22 protein-coding genes and 4 tRNA genes are annotated in these 22,867 nt (G+C 51.4%); 17 read left to right on the top strand and 9 right to left on the bottom strand.

Annotated features, from left to right (window positions below):
- Nucleotides 1–84: 84 nt before the first annotated feature.
- The 16 genes from LLH06_RS15220 to LLH06_RS15145 all read left to right on the top strand — a co-directional run bounded on the left by LLH06_RS15220 (nucleotide 85) and on the right by LLH06_RS15145 (nucleotide 12,590).
- Nucleotides 85–759: a GDSL-type esterase/lipase family protein gene (locus LLH06_RS15220; protein WP_228170145.1), complete on the top strand. Its 675-nt coding sequence runs from the start codon at nucleotides 85–87 to the stop codon at nucleotides 757–759.
- 142 nt (nucleotides 760–901) lie between these two features.
- Nucleotides 902–1,756, top strand: coding sequence for an oxidoreductase (locus LLH06_RS15215; RefSeq protein WP_228170144.1), 855 nt, complete (start codon nucleotides 902–904; stop codon nucleotides 1,754–1,756).
- Nucleotides 1,757–1,895: 139 nt separating this feature from the next.
- A complete protein-coding gene (gene msrB / locus LLH06_RS15210) occupies nucleotides 1,896–2,414 on the top strand; it encodes a peptide-methionine (R)-S-oxide reductase MsrB (protein WP_228170143.1) in 519 nt (172 codons plus the stop codon).
- Nucleotides 2,415–2,553: 139 nt separating this feature from the next.
- Entirely contained in the window at nucleotides 2,554–4,245 is a 1,692-nt protein-coding gene (locus LLH06_RS15205; RefSeq protein WP_317206682.1) for a glycoside hydrolase 43 family protein, read from the top strand.
- Nucleotides 4,246–4,293: 48 nt separating this feature from the next.
- Complete coding sequence (locus tag LLH06_RS15200) at nucleotides 4,294–4,794, top strand: regulatory protein RecX (protein ID WP_228170142.1); 501 nt, start codon at nucleotides 4,294–4,296, stop codon at nucleotides 4,792–4,794.
- Nucleotides 4,795–4,906: 112 nt separating this feature from the next.
- Nucleotides 4,907–4,979 (top strand) — tRNA-Gly (locus LLH06_RS15195).
- Between the two features lie 53 nt (nucleotides 4,980–5,032).
- Nucleotides 5,033–5,118: transfer RNA gene (locus LLH06_RS15190), tRNA-Leu, on the top strand.
- Between the two features lie 40 nt (nucleotides 5,119–5,158).
- Nucleotides 5,159–5,231: transfer RNA gene (locus LLH06_RS15185), tRNA-Gly, on the top strand.
- Nucleotides 5,232–5,275: 44 nt separating this feature from the next.
- Nucleotides 5,276–5,521, top strand: coding sequence for a GIY-YIG nuclease family protein (locus tag LLH06_RS15180; protein ID WP_228170141.1), 246 nt, complete (start codon nucleotides 5,276–5,278; stop codon nucleotides 5,519–5,521).
- Nucleotides 5,522–5,637: 116 nt separating this feature from the next.
- A tRNA-Gly gene (locus LLH06_RS15175) sits at nucleotides 5,638–5,708 on the top strand.
- A 191-nt stretch (nucleotides 5,709–5,899) separates the two neighbouring features.
- Nucleotides 5,900–6,226 carry a hypothetical protein gene (locus LLH06_RS15170; protein WP_228170140.1) on the top strand — a complete coding sequence of 109 codons (327 nt, stop codon included), beginning with the start codon at nucleotides 5,900–5,902 and terminating at the stop codon, nucleotides 6,224–6,226.
- 168 nt (nucleotides 6,227–6,394) lie between these two features.
- The gene (locus LLH06_RS15165; RefSeq protein ID WP_228170139.1) at nucleotides 6,395–6,586 is read left to right on the top strand and encodes a hypothetical protein; all 192 of its coding nucleotides are present in this window, start codon (nucleotides 6,395–6,397) and stop codon (nucleotides 6,584–6,586) included.
- 117 nt (nucleotides 6,587–6,703) lie between these two features.
- Nucleotides 6,704–9,169, top strand: a complete 2,466-nt coding sequence (locus tag LLH06_RS15160; RefSeq protein WP_228170138.1) for a bifunctional UDP-N-acetylmuramoyl-tripeptide:D-alanyl-D-alanine ligase/alanine racemase — start codon at nucleotides 6,704–6,706, stop codon at nucleotides 9,167–9,169.
- Between the two features lie 11 nt (nucleotides 9,170–9,180).
- On the top strand, nucleotides 9,181–9,780 hold the full coding sequence (locus tag LLH06_RS15155) for a DUF502 domain-containing protein (RefSeq protein WP_228170137.1): 600 nt from the start codon (nucleotides 9,181–9,183) through the stop codon (nucleotides 9,778–9,780).
- A 195-nt stretch (nucleotides 9,781–9,975) separates the two neighbouring features.
- Nucleotides 9,976–11,817, top strand: coding sequence for a PAS domain-containing sensor histidine kinase (locus tag LLH06_RS15150; protein ID WP_228170136.1), 1,842 nt, complete (start codon nucleotides 9,976–9,978; stop codon nucleotides 11,815–11,817).
- Between the two features lie 47 nt (nucleotides 11,818–11,864).
- Nucleotides 11,865–12,590, top strand: coding sequence for a ThuA domain-containing protein (locus LLH06_RS15145; RefSeq protein ID WP_228170135.1), 726 nt, complete (start codon nucleotides 11,865–11,867; stop codon nucleotides 12,588–12,590).
- Nucleotides 12,591–12,598: 8 nt separating this feature from the next.
- On the opposite strand, the gene LLH06_RS15140 is transcribed toward LLH06_RS15145, so the two are convergent.
- The 3 genes from LLH06_RS15140 to LLH06_RS15120 form a co-directional block, all read right to left on the bottom strand.
- Nucleotides 12,599–12,790: a hypothetical protein gene (locus LLH06_RS15140; protein ID WP_228170134.1), complete on the bottom strand. Its 192-nt coding sequence runs from the start codon at nucleotides 12,788–12,790 to the stop codon at nucleotides 12,599–12,601.
- Nucleotides 12,791–12,845: 55 nt separating this feature from the next.
- Nucleotides 12,846–13,502: a PH domain-containing protein gene (locus tag LLH06_RS20715; RefSeq protein WP_262909347.1), complete on the bottom strand. Its 657-nt coding sequence runs from the start codon at nucleotides 13,500–13,502 to the stop codon at nucleotides 12,846–12,848.
- A 102-nt stretch (nucleotides 13,503–13,604) separates the two neighbouring features.
- Entirely contained in the window at nucleotides 13,605–14,591 is a 987-nt protein-coding gene (locus tag LLH06_RS15120) for a LuxE/PaaK family acyltransferase (protein WP_228170133.1), read from the bottom strand.
- A gap of 120 nt (nucleotides 14,592–14,711) precedes the next feature.
- On the opposite strand from LLH06_RS15120, the gene LLH06_RS15115 reads away from it, so the two are divergent.
- Nucleotides 14,712–15,383 carry a lipid-binding SYLF domain-containing protein gene (locus tag LLH06_RS15115; RefSeq protein ID WP_228170132.1) on the top strand — a complete coding sequence of 224 codons (672 nt, stop codon included), beginning with the start codon at nucleotides 14,712–14,714 and terminating at the stop codon, nucleotides 15,381–15,383.
- A 276-nt stretch (nucleotides 15,384–15,659) separates the two neighbouring features.
- Here the strand turns inward: LLH06_RS15115 and LLH06_RS15110 are convergent, their stop codons facing one another.
- The 6 genes from LLH06_RS15110 to LLH06_RS15085 all read right to left on the bottom strand — a co-directional run bounded on the left by LLH06_RS15110 (nucleotide 15,660) and on the right by LLH06_RS15085 (nucleotide 22,865).
- Nucleotides 15,660–16,013 carry a hypothetical protein gene (locus tag LLH06_RS15110; protein WP_228170131.1) on the bottom strand — a complete coding sequence of 118 codons (354 nt, stop codon included), beginning with the start codon at nucleotides 16,011–16,013 and terminating at the stop codon, nucleotides 15,660–15,662.
- A 35-nt stretch (nucleotides 16,014–16,048) separates the two neighbouring features.
- Entirely contained in the window at nucleotides 16,049–18,490 is a 2,442-nt protein-coding gene (locus LLH06_RS15105; RefSeq protein ID WP_228170130.1) for a penicillin acylase family protein, read from the bottom strand.
- Nucleotides 18,491–18,576: 86 nt separating this feature from the next.
- On the bottom strand, nucleotides 18,577–19,815 hold the full coding sequence (locus tag LLH06_RS15100) for a TCR/Tet family MFS transporter (RefSeq protein ID WP_228170129.1): 1,239 nt from the start codon (nucleotides 19,813–19,815) through the stop codon (nucleotides 18,577–18,579).
- 47 nt (nucleotides 19,816–19,862) lie between these two features.
- A complete protein-coding gene (locus LLH06_RS15095; RefSeq protein WP_228170128.1) occupies nucleotides 19,863–21,134 on the bottom strand; it encodes a TCR/Tet family MFS transporter in 1,272 nt (423 codons plus the stop codon).
- 86 nt (nucleotides 21,135–21,220) lie between these two features.
- The gene (locus tag LLH06_RS15090; protein WP_228170127.1) at nucleotides 21,221–22,036 is read right to left on the bottom strand and encodes an SDR family oxidoreductase; all 816 of its coding nucleotides are present in this window, start codon (nucleotides 22,034–22,036) and stop codon (nucleotides 21,221–21,223) included.
- Complete coding sequence (locus tag LLH06_RS15085; protein WP_228170126.1) at nucleotides 22,020–22,865, bottom strand: glycosyltransferase family 2 protein; 846 nt, start codon at nucleotides 22,863–22,865, stop codon at nucleotides 22,020–22,022. Before LLH06_RS15085 ends, LLH06_RS15090 begins: the two co-directional genes overlap by 17 nt.
- Nucleotides 22,866–22,867: the final 2 nt, after the last annotated feature.

Below are 22,867 nucleotides of genomic sequence, written 5' to 3'. Positions count from 1 at the left end.
GCACAAAGGCGGCCCGGCAAAGGGTCGCCTTTGTGGTTTATGTTCGTATATTGCCGCCCATCTAACTGATAATATTTTACCAAAATGAGAAGAACGATCTTACGGTCATGGGCCATTGCCTTGGTCATGATGGCCATAGGCACTGCACATTCATCGGCGCAGCAACTGCCGCCATTTTATGATGATGTGCAAACCATTAAAAAGTACGATAAGATATACGAGGCGCCCAAAGGCGGCATCGTTTTTACCGGCAGCTCGTCCATACGTTTATGGAGCGGCATGGCCAAGGCTTTTCCGCAGTACACGGTACTGAACAGGGGAGTGGGCGGCACCCGCACTAACGATATCACCCGCTATGTGGATGATCTGATCGTGCCTTACGCGCCCAAACAGGTGGTGATCTATGTGGGTGAGAACGACATTAGCGACAACACCCTGAACGCCGACAGCATATTTGCCCGTTTCAAGACCCTGTACAGCACCATCAGGACCAAGCTGCCTACCGTGCCATTGGTGTATATTGCCATGAAACCCAGCCCAAGCCGTGTGCAATTCATTGATAAGGTGAAGGCCACTAACCAGCTGATCAGCCAGTTCATCAAAACAGAAAAGAACATCGCTTTTGTGGACATCTACCCGCTAATGGTAGATGGTAAGGGCAACATTAAAGAAGAACTTTTTAGAGGCGACCGCCTGCACATGAAGCCTGAAGGATATGCCTTGTGGGAGAAGGCCTTAAAGCCTTACCTATTAAAGTAAGCATAAGATATTGAACGACCTGAAAGGCCGGTAGTACTGAACACTACCGGCCTTTTTAATGTCACGGTCAATTTGCATGCGGATCAAAACCCACGGCCATACCATCAGTTATGTTAGCAAACAAACTGAAACAAACTACCTGATGGAAAACACAAGCACTCCAGTATGGTTCATCACCGGTTGTTCTACCGGTTTTGGCCGCGAGTTGGTAAAATTGATACTGAACAAGGGATGGAAGGCCGTGATCACGGCCCGCAAGCCCGACCAGGTGAAGGATCTGGCCCAAGGGCATGAAGATAACGCGCTGGTACTGTCGTTAGACGTGACCGACAAAGCGCAGGTGGACGCTGCCGTAAAGCAGACGCTCGACAAATTTGGCCGCATCGATGTGTTGGTGAATAATGCCGGCTATGGCTATTTCAGCAGTATTGAAGAGGGTGAGGATGAAAAGATCCGTGCCCAGTTCGAGACCAATGTTTTCGGCCTGATCAGCATGACGCAAGCTGTGTTACCAGTGATGCGTGAACAACGCAGCGGGCATATCGTCAACTTCTCGTCCATTGGTGGTTTGAGGGCGTTTACGTCTACCGGCTATTATCACGCTACTAAATTTGCGGTGGAGGGCCTTTCCGAGTCGTTATCGCAAGAGGTTGGTCCGCTGGGTATCAAGGTGCTGATCGTAGAGCCGGGTCCGTTCCGTACCGATTGGGCAGGCCGGTCTACCGCGCGTACCGAAGTGCAGATCGATGATTACCAAGACACTGTGGGCAAGCGCATGCAGGCCAGTCAGGCCAACAGCGGTAAGCAGGTGGGCGACCCTGTACGCGGTTGCGAGGCTATCATCGAGGTAGTGACCTCGGGCAGTGACCAATTGCGTTTACTGTTAGGCAAGATGGCCTTTGACATGGCCATTGAAAAACTGGACACACAACGTAAGAACTTTGAGGAGTTAAAGGACCTCACCTTAGGTGCCGATTTCCCGGAGAACGAGAGGTAACGATCATCGCAAAGATCTGAAAAAGAGTAGTGCATTGGCACTACCCTTTTCTATGTTGTGTAATAAAATTGTCAAACACGGGAGTTTTGAGATACGCTATGTGAGGAAACGCCGTATATGTGTACAAACAATGATGACCATGATCAAAAAGATGATATTCATTTGCTGCTTACTGATCGCTACTGCAGGTGGTGTGATGGCGCAGCAGATCAAAAGCTCCAAAGGACACCAGAACAATCCTTACTATTCCAACACCGATACCCGCCCGCTCAAGGTGAGCAATGCCGAGTGGAAGAAGATCCTGTCGCCGCAATTGTACGCTGTGGCCCGCGAGCAAAACACCGAGCGCGCCTTTACCGGCAAGTACTGGAACGCCAATGCCAAAGGCACCTATTACTGCGCGGTATGCGGCAATAAGCTGTTCCTATCTACCGCTAAGTTTGCCAGCGAGTGCGGTTGGCCCAGCTTTTTTGAGCCCGTACGCAAGAACGCGGTGATCTACAAGGTAGACAAGTCGTTCGGGATGGAACGTACCGAAGTGGAGTGTGCCCGTTGTAACTCGCACCTGGGCCACATTTTTGACGACGGTCCGGCGCCCACTTACAAGCGCTTCTGTATGAACTCCGTATCGCTCGACTTCGAGCCGTTCGGTTCATAACCATATCGAGGCCTCTCCGTAGGCCTTTTTTGTTTTAAAATGATCAGAATGTTGAAGATAGCGTTGAGCAGCGTTGCTGCGCGTCCAACTTATTCGCTATACTTGCTTAGGCCGCACGGCCATCATCAACATCACCGATTTGAACCTATCTAACTTCATTAATATCAGGCAAAAGATCAACGTTCTCGTTCTGCTGGGCGGTATGATAATGGCCGGTCAGGCGGTCTTTGCGCAAAAGACGACAGGAAGACCAGCGCCCAGCGGATACATCTCAAAAGTATGGTCGGCCGATCAGGGTAACGGCACCTACAAGAACCCGGTCCTCAACGCTGACTACTCCGACCCTGATGTGATCCGTGTAGGAAGCGACTTCTATCTCGTTTCGTCGAGTTTTGAGGATATTCCAGGCCTGCCCATCTTGCATTCTAAAGATCTGGTGAACTGGAAGATCATCGGGCATGCGTTATTAAAGCAGCCTCCTTTCGAGCATTTCAGCGTACCGCGTCACGGCGATGGGGTATGGGCTCCCGCCATCCGGTTCTATAAAGGCGATTTCTGCATTTACTATCCCGACCCTGATCACGGCATCTACCTCGTGAAAGCCAAAGATCCCGCTGGCCCGTGGAGCGCGCCTGTGCTGGTCATGGCAGGTAAAGGTATCATTGACCCTTGTCCGCTATTGGACGATGACGGTCAGATGTACCTCGTACATGCCTTTGCAGGCAGCCGGGCGGGTATTAAGAGTGTGATCGCCATCAATAAGCTCAATAAGGAAGGCACCCGTGTGACCGATGATGGCGTGATCGTATACGACGGCCACGAGACCGACCCCACCATCGAAGGTCCTAAATTCTATAAGCGGAATGGCTACTACTACATCTTCGCTCCGGCAGGGGGTGTGCCTACCGGATGGCAATTAGTGCTGCGTTCCAGGAACCTGTATGGCCCCTACGAGCGCAAGGTGGTAATGGATCAGGGCAAAAGTACTACCAACGGCCCGCACCAGGGCGCCTGGGTGAACACCACCACAGGTGAGGACTGGTTCATGCACTTTCAGGATAAAGAGGCCTACGGCCGCGTAGTACACCTGCAACCCATGACCTGGAAGAACGATTGGCCGGTGATCGGCATCGATAAGGACGGCGATGGTAAAGGCGAGCCGGTGCTCACCTACAAAAAGCCCAATGTAGGTAAGGTGTACCCTGTTAATACCCCGGTTGAGAGCGATGAGTTCAACACCACCACACTTGGTATGCAATGGCAGTGGCAGGCCAATCCCAAACCCACCTGGCTGTACCTGAACGCAGCCAAAGGCACCTTAAGGCTCTACAGCGATCAATGGCCCGAAGGCGCGCCTAACCTTTGGCGTGCCCCTAATGTGTTGCTGCAAAAGTTCATGGCCGATGAGTTCACCGTTACCGTCAAACTCACTTTTACGCCTAACCCCAAAGTGGAGAACGAGAAGGCCGGACTCACCATTATGGGTTTCAGTTACGCCAACATAGCGGTCAAAAGCAAAAAGGACGGCCAATACCTGGTGTACACCCTTTGTCAAGACGCCGAGAAAGGCAAAACCGAACAAGAAACGGTGATCACCGAACTGGAAAGCAAAGTGCCCGTGTACCTGCGAGTAGTGGTGCAGGCAGGCGGTAAGTGCCGGTTCAGTTACAGTACCGATGGCAATAGCTTTAAAGAAGTAGTCGACGTGTTCACAGCCGAAGTAGGCCGCTGGAAAGGCGCCAAAGTGGGCCTGTTCTGCACACGGGAAGGGCGAACCAATGATTCGGGCTACGCCGATGTAGACTGGTTCAGGGTGACGGCTAATAAGTGATCACGGCACGGTAAAGGCTTAAGATCAGCTGCTGCTTTTTGTTAGCTGATGGCTAAATTTGTACCGATGGACGAGCCCAAAAAGAAACGTATCACCGATGTAAAGACCGCCCTGGCCAAGGCCGAGCACTTTTGTGCCTACCAGGAGCGATCACAACAGGAAGTGCGTGATAAGCTGTACGATATGGGCATGTACCCGACCGGTGTTGAGCAGGTGATCGGCGAGCTGATCGCTAACAACTTTTTGAATGAGGAGCGTTTCGCTAATGCCTACGCACAGGGCAAATTCAGGATGAAAGGGTGGGGGCGCATCAAGATCAAGCAGGGCTTGAAGCTAAAACGGGTACCAGATAAACTGATCAGTAAGGCACTGCGCGCCATCGATGGCGACGAATACCTGCGCCTGCTTACCAATGTGCTCACCAAAAAAGCCACCCAGGTGACCGAAAAAGATCCGTACAAACGCCGGTATAAGTTGATGCAGTATGCCATGTGCCGGGGTTTTGAAAATGACCTGATCAACGATGTTTTGAAAGCCAGCGAGTTATAGGAAAGTTAAAAAACTTTTAAATTTTTTATTTGCACAGTACGCTTTTGTGCCTATATTTGCATCACCAAAAACGAAAGGGGTACACGTTACGGCAAGTATCACTTACGAAAATGCGAAAGTAGCTCAGTTGGTAGAGCACGACCTTGCCAAGGTCGGGGTCGCGAGTTCGAATCTCGTCTTTCGCTCACGATCCCTCCTGAGTTCAGAAGGGATCTGTTTTTTAAAAGGTATATCACCTGCCTGGGTGGTGGAACTGGTAGACACGCAGGACTTAAAATCCTGTTCGCCTTAAAGCGAGTGCGGGTTCGATTCCCGCCCCAGGTACTTACCCGATATGACGTATCGGGTTTTTTTATCAGCCAACGCGAAAGTAGCTCAGTTGGTAGAGCACGACCTTGCCAAGGTCGGGGTCGCGAGTTCGAATCTCGTCTTTCGCTCACAAAAGCCTTCCTGGTCATCAGGAAGGCTTTTTTTATGCGCTATGTTCTACACTTACATTCTTTGGTCGCAAAAAGGTGGTCGTTATTATATCGGCCATAAAGCTGATATGGATGAGCGTTCGTGTCGTTATAATAGCGGCATGGTAACAGCCACACGCAACAAAGGACCGTGGGAAGTCAAGTACATCGAGACCTTTACTACCAAGCAAGAGGCTAATGCCCGGGAATTGTATATCAAAAAGATGAAGAGCCGGGTCTACATTGAACGTTTGGTCGCCGATCACTAAGCATTATGGTAGTTACGCCCCGACCAATGTCGGGGTTCGCCTTAAGGCGAGTGCGGGTTCGATTCCCGCCCCAGGTACTTACCCGACATGATGTATCGGGTTTTTTATAAGCCAACGCGAAAGTAGCTCAGTTAGTAGAGCACGACCTTGCCAATGTCGAGGTCGCGAGTGGATCTCGTCTTTCGCTCATCAAAGCCTTCCTGGTTCTCAGGAAGGCTTTTTTTATATATCACGGTTTACTTTGCATCCTTTCACTTGTTCTCGAGGCGTTCTCAAATGACATTTCTTTTGCAGCGATATTAAAGGAAAAATATTTTGTTTAATTGTACTTTTATTTTGAAAGTACTTTTCTATATTTGTTCATCAATTCAAATCATCATGACACCGAACACCCTTGTACCCCGAGCTATTAACTACCGTAAGCTTTTGAACCTTGCAGCTGCCGGTGCCGGCCTTGGCCTGCTCCTCATGGCCCTATTCCTTTTACCGGTAAAGCATCCAAAGCCCGAGTGGGGGCCTATGTGGATGTTGCGGCCGTTCGTGATGATCGCACTGGCCGGTGCTACCGGTGGCGCCTTTGCTTACCTGATCAATTGGTATCTTGATCGCTACAAGGCAGTTGCCGTGATCTTAAGCATCGTGATATACATCATTGGATTGTGGATGGGCACCGTGTTGGGCCTTGTAGGTATGCTTTGGCATTGATCGCCGTCGTCTGTTCATAAACGATCTATAAAGCTGTCTTCCGCCGGAGGGCGGCTTTTTCAGTCTTAAGAATGCTGGAAGATGTGGCACCATAGAACAAGGCGCTTGGCTATTCGCTTAAAAAACAGCAATTTTGCAGGTCATAACTGTTATTGATAAGTATCATACATGAAACACGAAGAGGTAGTTGCCGCATTAAAGATCATTGCCGAGACCGGGAAAGCCAAAGGCATCAGTAAGGAGGACCTGGAAACGCTCCGCTCTTACACCCTTGTGGACATCACCAACCCTGAAGAGCGGGTGCCAGAGTGTGCGCTGACCAAAAAAGGCCGTGTGATGCTGAAGGCTAATTCCAAATAAGCATTTCGCTTGCCATTGCCGGTACGATACAGGTATCGCGTTCGCTGTTTTTTTCTAACGATCGCTCATCACTTTGCGCGTTTGGGTGTTTAGCTAAAAAGTTTCACCTTCGCACTTATGTTGAGCACTCCGTACCCTATTGTTGACATACAGCAGATCATTAACGCCACCGCTACCATCGTACGCGAGAACAGCATCAGCATACTCCTGACCGATAGCCGGCAGATCGCTCACCCGGCCGAAAGCCTGTTCTTTGCCCTGCAAGGCCGCCGCGATGGACACGATTTTATTGATGAGGCATATGCGCATGGTGTCCGCAATTTTGTGGTGCAGCACATACCTGCCAACTCCTACACCGCGGCAAACTTCCTGGTGGTGCCTAATGTGTTGAGGGCGCTGCAAACGCTGGCAGCACACCATCGCAGCCGTTTTAATATCCAGGTGATCGGTATCACGGGCAGCAACGGGAAAACCATTGTTAAAGAATGGCTTTACCAGTTGATGGCCTCAGGGCATAACATCGTACGCAATCCCAAGAGCTTCAATTCACAGATAGGAGTGCCATTGTCGTTATGGCAGATCGGTCCTGATCATGATCTGGGCATCTTTGAGGCGGGTATATCCACCGTTGGTGAGATGGAAGCGCTGCAAGCCATGATCAGGCCTACCATTGGCGTGCTTACCCATTTGGGTTCGGCACATGATGAAGGCTTTGCCGACAGGCGACAAAAGGTGGTCGAAAAACTGAAACTATTTAAAGACTGTGAGCTGATCATTCACAACGCCGATCAACTGATCGAATATCAGCAGGAGCTACCATCTACCGCGCGTACCTTTAGCTGGAGCCGCAGTAAACAGGCCGATCTGCAGGTGTTCAGCGAGACCATCATCTCCAAACGTTATTACCTGCGCGCCCGTTACCAGGGTAAGGAGATCGAGTGTCTGATCCCGTTTTTGGATGAAGCCTCGGTGGAGAATGCGATCACCTGCTGGGCAACGCTGCTGGCTATTGGCTATAGCCCCGTTGAGGCCGATAAACGCCTGGAGCACCTGGCCCCGGTAAGTATGCGGTTGGAGATGCGCACAGGTATCAACGATTGCTCGGTGATCGATGATACGTACAACTCTGATGTGCGCTCGCTCGAGATCGCCCTCAACTTTTTGCAGCAGCAAAATCAGCATAAGGTACATACGCTGATCCTGTCCGATATATTTCAGTCGGGACTGCAGGAGGATGTGTTGTACCGCCAGGTGGCCGATATGGTTAAAGCCAAGGGCGTGAACCGCTTTATTGGCGTAGGCGAGGCGCTGAGCAAGCACCGCAGCTACTTTGAAGATGGTCCGCAGACGTTCTTTTACGCCGATACGGCCGATATGCTGCGCCACCGCAAGGAGATCAACTTTAATAACGAGGCGATCCTAATCAAGGGGTCGCGCAGTTTTGAGTTTGAGCGCATTAGTAAGGCGCTGTCGCAAAAAGCTCATGAGACCATGCTCGAGATCAGCCTGACCGGGCTGCTGGGTAACCTGAGCTTTTATCGTTCCAAATTACAGTCGGGCGTTAAAATGATGGCCATGGTAAAGGCCTTTTCATACGGTAGCGGCACTTTCGAGGTAGCCAACATCCTGCAGCATCAAAAGGTGGACTACCTGGCCGTGGCGTACATTGATGAGGGTGTTGCCCTGCGCGAGGCCGATATCAAACTGCCCATCATGGTGCTTAACCCCGAGCCTTCAGCGTTCGATAAAATGACCGAGTACCGCCTTGAACCGGAACTGTACAGCTTCGGTATACTCGACAAGTTCGTACGCTACGCGCAGCAGCACGATCTGAAGGGTTACCCCGTACACATCAAGATCGATACAGGCATGCACCGCTTGGGCTTTGAATACGCCGAATGGGATATGCTTTGCGAGTTGCTGGAAGACAACCCATACATCAAGGTCAACTCGGTGTTCTCGCACCTGGTGGCCAGCGATGCCGAGGCCCATGATGATTTTACCCGCAAGCAGATCAAGGCCTACCGTGATGCGGCGGCCAGGATCGAGGCCGCGTTGGGTCACCCAGTGATCAAACATATCGCCAACACATCGGCCATTATGCGCTGGCCCGATGCCCATTTTGATATGGTACGTTTGGGTATAGGCCTCTATGGCATCGATAGTGCCGTGCCTCAGCATTTGAACGGCCTGCAGCCCATTGCCACACTCAAGACCAGTATATCGCAGGTAAAGTACATCACCGCCGGCGAGACCGTGGGCTACAACCGCAAGGGCAGCCTGTTACATGACGGCCGTATTGCCACGGTACGCATTGGTTATGCTGATGGTTACTTGCGGGCCTTTGGTAATGGCGTAGGCAAGATGCTGGTAAAGGGCGTGCTGGTCCCTACTGTTGGCAACATTGCCATGGATATGTGCATGATCGATGTGAGTGCCGTAGAGGTGAAGGAAGGCGACGAGGTGATCATCTTTAATGAGCAGCAAACCATCGAAGATCTGGCGCAGCAGATAGGCACCATACCGTATGAAATATTGACCAATATTTCGCAGCGGGTAAAAAGAGTGTATTTTTATGAGTAAAATTGCACCTGATGAACAGGTTCGTGCGCGGTATAGTTAATTATTTTATCAAAGGCCTCCTGGTAGTGGTGCCTTTGGGCGTGGCCATATTCCTGATCGTATGGGCCGTAGCTAAGCTTGACTATGCGCTGAACCTGAGTGACGTATTGTGGGTAAACCCCAAGACCGGCAAGGGCATCTACATCCCCGGTCTGGGTATCATGACGGTAGTGGTGCTCATCATGATAGCGGGCGTGCTGGTCACCAATGTGATCACCGATCCTATCAAAAAATGGATGAGCTATTGGCTCAACCGCTTGCCGTTGTTCAAATTCCTTTATTCGTCCATTAAAGATCTTACCGAGGCCTTTGTAGGAGAAGAAAAGAAATTTAACGAGCCGGTGATCGTAGAAGTGGGCTCATCAGGCATCAAAAAGATCGGGTTCCTGACCCGTAAGGATATGTCGTCCATTGGCTTGCCTGGCGAAGTGGCCGTTTATTTCCCGTACTCATACTCCTTTGCCGGCCAGGTGGTCATCGTACCGGCTGATAAGGTGAAGCACATCGACCGCAGCGCTGCCGATATCATGAAGTTCGTTATCTCGGGCGGGGTCACTGATCTTGACCGGTAGTCGGATCCCGCTTATCTGTATCTTCTTCGTAGACAGAGCCATATAGGTTAAAATACTTTTTTTCATAGGGTGAAATAACTGTTCTCTTATCAGTTAAATCAGTAAGTTTGTATAGGCCATGATCTGTATCTGACGGTCTTACGCACTGGTCATTTCTATTCGTGTGTCACCAATTATAGCCGAAAGGTAACCCTTATGAGCATCGAAGTTAGTACCCAACCCGGAACTGTAGATTTCAGCGCGCTGTTCTATTCCAACCCGCAACCTATGTGGGTGTTCGATGTGGAGACGCTCCATATTTTGGATGCGAACGAGGCTGCCTTGAGGATCTATGGATATGACCGACAGGAACTATTGCAAATGGACGTGCTTGATCTGAGTCCGCCGCAAGATCGCATCTTTGTGGAGCACCTGTTGCCCTCCATGCGCCGCGACCGGGAGGTTCATTACCGCGATATGCGCCACATCACCAAAAGTGGCGTGGTGATCCAGGCCACCATCGTATCTTACCATATGGAATACAAAGGCCGGGCCGCACGCGTGATCTACGCCCGCAGCATCGATGACCGAAAGGAACTGGCCGGGCGGCTCATTCTCACCCAGCGCAAGTTGTTGCACATACTCGAGAGTACCGTTATCGGCTTTTTGCAGCTTGACCCCGACTGGAACATCGTATACTGGAACAAGGCCGCTGAGGACCTGATCGGCTACCAACGGGTACATGTGATGGGCCGCAACCTTTGGGCTGTACTGCCCGAAATGCGCCATTCAGACCTGTACGAGCAGTTCGAACGCACCATGCTTACCCATAAACCCGCCGACGTGGCGGACTATTACTGGCCCAGGCAGCGCTGGTTCCAGTGCCATGCTTACCCGATCGGGTCGGGCATCATCGTTCATTTTATGGACATCACCCATAAACGTCTTTCGCGCTGGGCCTTGATGGAAAAAGTGGATCAGTTGAAAGAGATATCGTTCATCAACTCACACTCATTGCGCAAACCGGTGGCCAGTTTGATCGGGTTGACGCATTTGGTAAGTGATGGCATCATTCCGCCCGATGAATACAGCCAGATCAATGTGCTGATCAAGGAGTGTGTGGCCGAGTTGGATGAGGTGGTGAAGGATGTGAACCGCCGTGTAAGTGACGAGGACCATTTTCAGATACTGGAACACGCCCCCGGTGTGTTCAACTTCGGCCGCATGGTAGATGGTGCCGTTAAAGAGGTGGAACTGCTGTACAGGCCGTCGCCCATTGTTGTCAAGAACAACATTTACCGCGACCATTACGGCATATGCCAAAGCATCGAACTGGCGCTGATGTACCTGATCGATAACGCGGCCCGCTACTCCAAGCCAGGCTCGCGGATCACCATCGAGACACAGGTCATGGATCAGAACATCGTACTTTCTGTTACCGACGAGGGCCGGGGCATGACCGCCGATCAGGTGAGGGAACAATTTGAGCGCATGAATCAGATGCGCGGCATATCGATAGAGATGGGGTTACCTAAGATCAGCGAGATATGCCGGCGCCATAACGGCAGCATGTGGCTCGAGAGCGCGCCCGGTGCGGGTACGTCTTTCTATCTACGATTCCCATTGTCTAACGTGGCCCAGTATATCGTATCAGGCCGCACTGATTTTTCGGTGTATCAAGATCCCGGCATCAAGGTCACGTTCGATCGTATGCACTGCTTTACCCGTGCCGATTGGACCTCGTTCCATAACAAATTCACCATACGCGACGGCTGCGAACTGATCCTGAGCCATATCACCACGCATAATAACGGCCGCTTGCTCAATGTGAATAAGAACGTGGTAGGGGGATGGCTGGACGCCTGCAACTGGCTGGTGAATGATTGGTTCCCTGTGGCTGAAGCCAGTGGGTTGAAATACCTGGCCTGGGTAACCTCGCCCAGTACGTTCAGCAAGCTATCGGCTCAATACATGATGAGGGAGTTAGGATCAGGCATCGTGGCGCGCGAGTTCGATAACGAGGCTGATGCGATCGCCTGGTTGAATAGCATCACTTGATATTCAGATAAAATTGATCAGCTTTGCCTACGACCAACAAACTTGAAATGATGCGTAAGATATTCTTCATGATCGCCGTGCTGGCTACCTTCACCACAGTGATCACCCAGGCGATGCCGCGTATACTGGTGTTCAGCAAAACGGCAGGCTTTCACCACAAAAGCATACCCGTTGGCCTAAACGCCCTGATGCTGATGGGCAAACAAAATAATTTTTCGGTCGACACCACCACCGATGCCACCAAATTCACTTATGCTAATTTGAAAAAGTATGCGGCCGTAGTATTCCTGAACACCACCGGCGATGTGCTTAACAACCAGCAGCAGGCCGAATTTGAGCGTTATATCCGCTCTAAAAAAGGTTTTGTCGGCATACATGCCGCTACTGATACGGAGTACGATTGGCCATGGTACGGGCAACTGGCCGGAGCATACTTTAGCGATCATCCTAAAGTACAGCAAGCTACCCTTAAGATAGTAAGCCCTATCAATGTTTTGAACAAGATGCTGCCTGCCAGCTGGACACGTACCGATGAGTGGTATAATTTTAAGTCGATATCTGACAAGATACATCCGGTGCTAACCATTGATGAGACCTCGTACATCGGCGGCAAGAACGGGGCTGAGCATCCCATGAGCTGGTATCAGGAGTTTGAAGGCAGCAAAGTATTTGTGACCGCGCTGGGCCATACTGACGAAAGTTACAGCGATCCGCTGTTCCTGCAACATCTGCTTGCGGGTATACAGTACACCATCGGGAAAACAAAATTATAACAGAAACCTTATCGGTCGAGCATCCTGATGAATGGGTCGGCCGCCGTACCACCGATATAGATCACGAAAACCCGCAAGGTCAGAGCGATAATGATCATCGAGAATGCGATATGGGTCAGGATATTCAGGGTCACCTCGTCGTCGTGCTGCATGAAGCTTTGTACGGAGAGGATAAGGTCAAAGTTCGGCCTTTCATTCAACAAAAAAGCTCCTCAATGATCTTGAGGAGCTTTTTTGTTTTTTATATGGACCGTATTATAGGTCGCTAAGTAGTTCCATCTTTTTGGCGTTGTACTCCTCCTGAGCGATCAGGCCGTTATCGAACAACGTTTTCAGCTTCTTCAATTTCTCGGTCAGCTCATCGGGTTTTTCTTCGATCACCGGGGCAGGGGCAGGGGCTGGCGGAGGCGTTGGTTTAGGCGCCTCGAACACCGGCGGCTGTGGTGCCACCGGTTCTTCAACTGGTTTTGGTTCCGGAGCAGGTGCAGGCGATGGGGTGTGCTGTATCTTTTGCAGTTCCTCACGTTTGCGCTCGTTCTCGCGGCACTCCTGCGATTGCTTGTACAACTTACGTCCTTGAACCTTAGGTAGATAGTCAACACCCATTTCGGCGCCCTTAGTGGTGCGTATGGTGAATACCGACCCAATGATCTCTTCCTTCATGTTCACATCGGCAATGTCCTTCCACACAAAATCGATGAATTTTAAGGATAGGCCCAGGTTGGCCGGGGTAAAGAACAATACGCGACGATTGGTCACCACTACGCAATCAGGCAGGAGGTTCACCAATGGCTTTTTCTGAGTGGCTATATACAGGGTCTCCTCGCCCGGCGGCAGCAGTTCCACCAAACGTGAGTATACTTTCTCGACCGCTTTTGGATCTTGCTGGTCGTTCAAAAATTTCTCTATCATAAGATCAAGTTATTGTCTTGTCGACCCAAATGTACTAATATTCTGCTATTTGCAAATGCAGGCCATATGTTGCTATTCGAGTAGCCTTTAAGGCTGATCCGACTAAGCGATCAGCAAATTACAACCCCTAATGTCCGACGAATCAAAGCGCCCCAATATTTCGAACGAGCCATCGGGATAAAGCTTGCCCAGGTCCTGGGTAGCTAAAAAGGAGCAGGAGTTTTGGTTGGCCAGGTCTATGATGTTAACACCCCCTGTACGGCCATTGCTTACAGGGCTCAAGGGGTCGTTGGTATCGCGGGTAAGAATGCGCATCCACGGCGGGCAGGCAAATATACCGTCGCCTTTCGAATAGGCTTGCGATAACAGCTCCGTCATGCCGTACTCTGAATGGATCTTGGCCACACCAAAGCCTTTGCAGAGCGTGTCATGCAGTTCCTGGCGGATCATTTCTTTGCGGCGGCCTTTCATGCCACCGGTCTCCATCACGATCAGTTCTGGGAACTCGAACTGGTATCTTTCCACCAGGTCAAGCAGGGCAAAGGTAACGCCAATGAGCAGGGTAGGCTTGCCGGCCTGCCGTTGCTTCAGTAACTGGTCGTGCAGTTCCTCGTAATTGTAGAGGTAAAAGCCACTATCGGGGTTATTGGATGCCCTGATTAGCGCATCGGCCATGTAAACCAGGGATGAACCTGCGCGCTCCAGGTACGCCGGTAACACGGCCAGAACGCAGTACTGCTCAATGTTGCCATAGAACAACTCAAAGGCACGCGTGAAGCTTTCGGTATACCAGCTCACATCAGTAAGGTGGTGGCTGCTGGTGATCATGCCGGTGGTGCCTGAACTGGTAAAGGTGATCTGCGGTTGGGCAGGATCGCTTACTACAGCGTGATTCTTGAAGAACTCGATCGGTAAAAAGGGTATCTGTTCAAGTGTTCGCACCTGTTCAGGGTCGATGCTTAGCCCGTTGATGAACTCCCGGTATATGGTGCAGTGCTGGGCCTGGTAACTGAAGGTTCGCAAGGCCACCTCAGCGAATGATCGCTCGTTGTTTATCCCGAATACTTGTTGCTGCGTTGGCTTTTGCATGGGGCAAAGATAACGACCCTGCCCCAAGCCGCCAATGCACCCTAGCTATTGTAACACTAAGATGATCGGCTGCTGTAAACATTGGCTGTTTTAAAGTGTTGTGATGGAAACATTTACAAGATGAAAGCCATAAAATTTTTATTAGCCCCATTGCTGTTAAGCGGATTGATCGTGATGGCATCAGCCAAGGATGCCGGTAAAGAGACCGAGCGTATCCAAAACTCGACCAAAGTATTAAAGACCTTCACCGGTATGACCGGCAAGATACCACAGGAATTGTTGAAGAAGACGGAAGGTTTCGTGATCATCCCGAAAATGATCAATGCCGGCTTTGTGGCCGGCGCCAAACGTGGCAAAGGTGTGGCCGTCGTAAAACTGGCCGATGGTAGCTGGAGCAACCCGGTGTTCATTACCCTTACCGGTGGTAGCTTTGGTTTGCAGATCGGTGTACAATCGGTAGACCTGGTGTTGGTGTTCAAGAACCGTGGTGTACTGACCAAGGTGAAGGACGGCGATTTCACCATCGGTGGCGATATCTCGGCCACTGCAGGTCCGGTAGGCCGCAGCTCAACTGCCAGCACCGACCATAAGTTCGAGGCCGAGGTGTATTCATACTCACGCAGCAAAGGCTTGTTTGCCGGTGTGACCGTTAACGGTGCCAACCTGGGTATCGACAAATCGTCGAACTTTAATTTCTATGGTACGGGTACCACCTCACAGCAGATCTTCGAGACCAACAAGAGCTCGTCGGCTACTGTGAATGCTTTACGCGCCGCTTTAAAAGGTTTGTAAGCCGTAGCAAGCTTAGTACTTGATACGAAAGATCTGATCATTGCCAAATTTGTAAAAGTGGGTAATGGTCAGATCTTTTGTGTTTAACAGCCTTTCTGAAACGTTCGTCTGGAGTGTTACATTTCGCCAATGCGTGTTACATTTGGTGTTACATTCCTGAAAAATGTTGTTTTTTCTTGAAAAAGTTGGGTTTTTATGAATTTCGTAATGTCTGAAAGTGGGGAAAGTTGGGGAATTATGTTACATCGGTGTAACACCTGTAACGCTGCTCACCGATCAATTTGCGACCGTCGGTTCCTTCTCAAATAACCGTTTCACCATCAATCCCGACAGGGCCGACATACCGCCTACTAAGCCGCCAATGATGGCTGTCATCAGTAAGAGGAGGATCCAGTTAGGCAGCCCAAATAACGCGGCAACGCGCATCACCAGCATGTGATCGTTAGGGATGCTTTTAAAGATGGCCAATATCATCCACACAAAAAACACCGAGCCAAAGCCCGACCAAAAGGCCTGCCCGGGACGCTTACCTGCATATACCGATGCCACGAAAGCGATTATGGCCACAGCCCACCACGGCAGCACATAGCTGGTGGCCAAACAAAGGATGAATATGAGGAAAAAAAGCATTGATAGTTTCTTATTAAGGCTTTATGCCCGTGTTCTTACTTTTTGGTCATGATCAAGGTGGAGCTGATGCGCTGCGACCGTTCATCGGGTGATCGCATGAACAACAGTTCGTTCAGTTCGCCGTTCTTCCAGGTCTGCAGCATATCGGTATAGTAAAAACTGCCCGGATTACCTGACTGCCCGCCAGGGTAGATGCCATAACCCTTCACCTGCGGGCCCATCTGCACCACCATACGCCACGATGGGCCGTTGCTGCCTGATATGGCGTTCACGATACCACGGTTGCCTCCTGAGGCGAATTTGCCCGACCCAAAACCCGGTAGACTGGCCAAATGACCGATCTCGACCGGCCTTACGGTGCCCCACTGCCAGTCTTGTGGCTTTTTGCCATGATCGCGCACCAGGTCGGTCACGGTTCGCTTAAAGGCCTTTTGTACCATATCAGCACAGGTCTCGGTGGTTGGCGTGCTCACTTCATCGAACCATTTGGAGCCCGGCTCGGTGGTTAGCAACTTGATGGTTCGATCACGTGATGGTATCTGTAATGATACGCCTTTCACCTCAAACTCATCCTTCCATATCAGTTGGTAAAGGTTTTCCCACCAGCGGTCAAATATGGTGGCCGCGGCCGAGTTTGCGTTGTAATACAGGTCCCACTTGGTCAACAGATCAAGGGCCTGCTGCTGGTCAGTGTCCAGTTTAGTACCTTTCAGATTGTTGAGCAGGGTAGGTAGTATATCGCGTGCGGTGATGCTGTAATTATCGGTCTGCAGGGTGCGCATGCTATCTATCGTGATCTTGTTCATGGCGGCCAGCCTGCCATTGATGCGGGCACCACGCTGGTAGGGGCCAAACTGCCAGTTCAGGTAGTATGGGTAAGTGGCATCGGTAGAAGATTGGTTGGCCGAACTTACAAAGCCACGTGGCGGGTTCTTCACTGTCGGGTTCTGGTCGGCGGGTATCCAGCCATGCCAATCGTCGGCGGGGTCGGTGCCATCCAGTACAAATTTGCCCTGATCGCGGTACTTAAGCGGGTAGCGGCCGTTGGGCGTAATGGCTATATCATTGTCGGCACTGGCAAAAACAAAGTTTTGGGCCGGTGCAGTGTAGGTGGCCAGCGCCTTGCGGTAGTCGGCATAATTGGCGGATCGGTTGAGCAGGTAAAAGGTGAGCAGGTCGTTTGAGCGTTCATGGGCTATCCAGCGAACGGCTGCGCCGGTGGGCACATCATTGGGAGCCTTGGTGGGCTTCTGGGCATCGTCCTCATAAGCTACCGGGCCAAAGCGAGTGTATATCACTTCCTCGGTGTGGGGCGTTTCGCCGCGCACACCGATCACTTCCTTGCGGCGGGTGGTCTTGTTCCAGCGGCCATTGTACCAGTATTCATTGCGGCTCTTGTCCTTGAATTTGATGCGGTACCAATCCAACACATCTGCATCCACATTGGTAACGCCCCAGCTAACTTTTTGGTTATAGCCAATGATCACGTTAGGCGCTCCAGGTAACGATGCACCGTAAACGTTCACACCCGGTGCGGTAAGCTGCACCTGGTACCAAATGGAAGGGAAAGTTAGATGTAAATGCGGATCGTTGGCCAGTATAGGGAAGCCGCTGGCCGTTTTACTGCCCGATACCGCCCAGTTATTGCTGCCTATGCCCTCCGATTTTCCTTGGGATAATTTACCGCCTGTCATCATCATATCCTTGAACGCCTTTGAAGGCTGGGGGATAGGTAGCGGCTTAGAGTTCCACTTGGTGCCCACAGGAATGATCGGGTCTTGCTGAAAGCTTTGATCAGGGAAGAGGTCGTTGGTCACGGCTGCGCCAAAATGGTTCAGCGTATTGGTCATGGCCAGTTCGTCGGTACCACCGGCCAGCGTTTCGGTCATGGCCTTGAGCAGGTAAGCACAATTGATCGGCTTCCATTCCTCGGGTTTATAGTCGAGCAGTTTGAACTCGATAGGGTAGTTGCGGATGGTCAGATCACGGATGTATTGGTTAATGCCATCGGTATAAGCCTCGATGCTACGGCGGGTACGCGGGTCTTTCATCATTTCGGCAATGGCTTGCTCGGCACCATAACCCATGCCCATGCGTCGGCGATAGCGGTCGAGCTCAAGGGCACGTGTGCCCACCACTTCCGATAAGCGGCCTGATGCGGCGCGTGTTTGCATGTCCATTTGCCAAAGTCGGTCACGCGCGGTAACGTAACCCTGGGCGTAGTACAGGTCATGTTCGTTACGGGCAAATATGTGGGGAACGCGGTGCTCATCGAATTTGATGGTCACCTGGTCATTGAGGCCGGTAAGCTGCAGGTCCTCCTCGGGTTTGATGTTCCGACTTTCGGCATTTTGCCAGAAGCCGGTTTGCGGGTTCAGGAACTTGCCCACCGGTGGCACAGGGCCGAACCTGGTCTGCAAGGCCCAGATCAGGGCAAGTGTTAACCCTACCGATAATAACGCTTTAAGTAACTTCATGAAAGGCTGAACAGATGTACTAATGTAGATAAATAGTTCAGGGCCGCCAAATCGGTCATGTTGCTGACTGATGGACGCCTCGGGTTTCATGAGTTGGCCGGTGCCGAGCGTTTAAAATTACGTGCCGCGATCAGTGTACTGATCAGCATCAGTATGGCTCCCAAAAGGTACGGTGCCCCCGGGAAGTAAATGGACGACAGCTTAGGGTTGGTGAAATGCGCGAACAAACTGGTCATTAGCAGCGGACCGATGACCGTGGTGATACTTTGCAAACTGGTAAGCGCCCCCTGCAATTCGCCCTGCTCATTAGAGGGTACATGGCTGGTGATCATACCCTGCAAGGCCGGGCCCGATATACCGCCAAGGCAATACGGGATCATGTACAGGTACATTAACCAACCATGGTTGGCAAAAGCGATCAGGATGAGCCCTATGGCGTAAAATAATAACCCGAAAGTGATGCTGCGTTCCTGACCCAAACGGGGTATCACCCAGCGGATCAAAAAGCCTTGTATACCCACCAGCAGCACACCAATGAAGATTCCCAGCGTACTGATGCTGCTCATGGTCCAATGAAATTTCTCGATCAAAAAGAAGGCCAGCACGGTCTCTACCGCTTTGGTGGCTACGTATACCAGGGTGAATGCGCTGATCAGTCCGGCTATGGTTGGGTACATGCCCAAACGGGTAAGGGAGCTGATCGGGTTGGCGCGTTTCCAGTCGAACGCCCGGCGATGCTCTACCGGTAATGATTCGGGCAGTACAAAAAAGCCGTAAAGTGCGTTAAGCAACGCCATACCGGCCGCGGCCATAAAAGGTATCTTGATGCCTACATCGCCCAGGTATCCACCCAAACCTATCCCGCAAATAAAACCCAAACCAGTGGCGGCGCCTACCAGGCCAAAGTTGGCCGCGCGGTTATCGCCGGTACTTACATCGGCAATGTAAGCGGTAGCTGTGGTACTGCTGGCACCGGCTATGCCCGCCACGATGCGTCCCACAAAAAGCCAGAACAGGGAAGGGGCAAAGGCCATGAACAGGTAATCGATACCGAAACCTACCAGTGAGGTAAGCAGCACCGGCCTGCGGCCATAGCGATCGCTCAGGTTGCCCAGCACCGGCGAAAAGATGAACTGCATGGCCGCATAAGCGAAGGTAAGGTAGCCGCTCAATTGGGTGGCCCCGCTTATATCGGCATGGCCCAATATTTCCAATAACTTGGGCAACACCGGGATGATCACCCCTAAGCCAAGCGTATCAACAAATACCGTCACAAAGATGAAACTTAGTGCGGCGGGGCGCTTGTGCTTAACGGTCTCGGTCATTTTGATATATCATAACCATTTTTAAAGGTGGTTAAGGGCGGTTTGTTTTAACCATGTGCAGGAATATCAGCAGATGATGGTTGGGTGGCATCAACGATACGTGCTTTGCGGAAGCTACGGATGGCCAACAAAGTGCTCAGCAGCATCAATATACCACCCGCTAAGAACGGTGCCCCAGGGAAGGCCACCGGCGCGTTCTTGCTGGTGAACCAGGCAAAAAGCGTGGTCATTAACGGCGGACCAACTATCGATGTCACGCTCATCAAACTGGTCAATCCGCCTTGCAATTCGCCCTGCTCGTTAGGTGGGATCTGGTTGCTGATCAGCCCTTGCAAGGCCGGTCCGGCTATACCGCCCAGGCAGTAAGGCACCAATATGGCGAACATCATCCAGCTTTGGTTAGCGAAAGCGAACAGGAACAAGCCGATGCTATACAGCAGCAGGCCAATAGCAATGCTCTTTTTCATGCCCAGTTTAGGCAGGGTGGCCCTAATGAGCAAACCTTGTACGAGGCCCGATAGTAAACCCACTAAGCCCAGCGAATAACCAACGGTCTTTTCGCCCCAGTTGAAACGCTCCATGGTGAAATAGGTCCAGGTGCTTTGCACGGCATGGCCGGCGATGTAAATGAGGATAAGAGAAGCTACCAACCCACTCACTTCCGAATGCTTCTTGAGTTGCATGAGCGAACCTACCGGGTTGGCGCGTTTCCAATCGAACGGACGACGGTTCTCTTTGGATAATGATTCGGGCAGGATGAAGTAGCCATATATAGCATTCAGGATCGCTAAACCGGCAGCGGTCAGGAACGGTAATTTAGTGCTGTAAGCACCCAATACACCGCCCAGCACCGGGCCAATGATGAAGCCCAGACCAAAGGCCGCACCGATGATACCGAAGTTCTGTGCGCGTTTTTCAGGCGCGCTCACATCGGCAATGTAGGCAGATGCCGTGGTGAAGCTGGCCCCGGTGATACCCGCGATCATTCGACCCACGAATAGCCACCAAATGTTGGGTGCAAAGGCCAGGAACACATAATCGATACTGAAACCTAACAGCGAGGCCAGCAGCACGGGGCGGCGGCCATATTTATCGCTCAGGTTACCGATCACCGGCGAAAAGATAAATTGCATGATCGAATAGATGGCCAGCAACCAACCGCTGTAGCGTGAGGCCTGGCTCAGGTCACCATGAATGAGATGCTGGATAAGCTTGGGGAATACCGGTATCACGATGCCGAAGCCTGTGATATCGATCAGGAGAGTGATAAAAATAAAGCCTAAAGCAGCCTCACGTTTAGGTTGTGCAGGTTGTTCCATGGGGGCAAATTACCAAAAAAAACAGAAACGAGGCGGCTTATCTGAAGTGACCACTGCCTATCTCTGCCAGCGGTATCAGGCGTGTATCACTTTAATAATGAGTTCTTTTCTTTCGAGAATAGCTCATACACTTTCTTATCTACAAAGCCGGGGATGAACTTGGTGAGCAGCGCGGTCAGCTTGCCCTGGCTGGTGAGGATGAGCGTGCGGGTACGTTTATCGATGCCATCGGCGATCTTGGCGGCCACTTCTTCGGCGCTCATCATTTTGTCCTCGTCCATGCTGCTTTCGCCCTGTTGTTTGGCTTCGCTGTTGAGGGCCGTGTTACGGATGTTGGAAGCCGTGAAACCCGGGCAGGCGGTCATGACGTGTACGCCGGTCTTGAGATTTTCAACTCGTAGCGCATCCAAAAAACCATTCATGGCAAATTTAGAGGCTGAGTAACCCGTACGGCCCGGCAAACCTTTAAAGCCAGCTATGGAAGATACACCGACCACGGTGCCTTTGCTTTTCAGCAGCTCGGGTATGGCGTATTTGGTGCAGTAAACCGTACCCCAAAAGTTAACATCCATCAACTTGCGTAGAACGTCGAGGTCGAGGTCTTTAAACAGGGCACGCATAGAGATGCCGGCATTGTTCACCAATACATCGATGCGGCCAAAGGTCAGGATGGTCTGCTTGATCAGGTGGGCACAGTCCTCTTCCACGCTCACATCACATTGCACTGCAACGGCTTTGGTACTGAAATTTTTCTCGATGTCTTGGGTTATCTCACACAAGGTAACGAACTGGCGTGCGCCAAGTACAAGGTCATAACCGCGACGAGCCATTTCATAAGCCAACGCCTTGCCTATACCCGACGATGCGCCGGTAATGATCGCTACTTTATTGTTTGATGCCATATGCTGCTGCTGTGGTAGGGGCACCCGGCATGGTCTTTAAACGCAGCTCGGGCATCCTGAACAAGTATTTAGCAGCAAAAGTAAGCATTGCACCGTAAAAGTTGCGGACGTACCGCAGGCTAAATTGCGCCGCCGGTGCCATGGCTTGTTGGATCACAAACGTGCGGGCGAAATAGTAGGTCTGGTAACCGGCCAGCCTTAAACGGTAAGAGAGGTCGATATCGTAACCGAATATCGGGAAACGCTCATCAAAGGCGTCCACTTCCATCAGTGCCGAGCGCCTGAGCAGCATAAAGCAGCTGTTAAGCACGTCGGTCTCGGTATTTTCAAATTCCTCATCCCAACCTGGCTCGTAGTGCGGACTGAATAGCTTTGACCTGGAGAACAATCTGGAAAGCCCGGTGAAGCGGAAGAACTTGACCCATTCCTCGGGCATGGCCTTTTTGGAGCCTTTCACAAAGTGGCCTTCGGCATCCAACACACGTACGGTGATCCCTGCGGTGTGCTGATGCTCGTCCATAAAGCTGAGTGTTTTGTCGAGGGTGTCCTCACCATTCACGATGCTGGGATGCATCACCAGCACGTAACTGCCTTTGGCTTTTTTGATGGCCCGGTTCACCGGTGCGGAAAAGCCTTCGTCGGTGCTGTTAGGCATCACCTGCACCTCGCCGAACTCGGCTTGCAGCATGTGCAGTGAGCGGTCTGAAGAGGCATTATCTATCACCATGATCTCGGCCTCCAGGTGTTGCAACGCAGGGCGGAGAGCCGTTAACGAGCGGTGTAGCAGCCTGCATTGGTTGTGGTTGACGATGATGACAGATAGTTGCATGT

Origin of the sequence: Mucilaginibacter daejeonensis, assembly GCF_020783335.1 — a bacterium.
Lineage (GTDB): Bacteria > Bacteroidota > Bacteroidia > Sphingobacteriales > Sphingobacteriaceae > Mucilaginibacter > Mucilaginibacter daejeonensis.
This window is presented reverse-complemented; position numbering and strand designations above follow the sequence as displayed.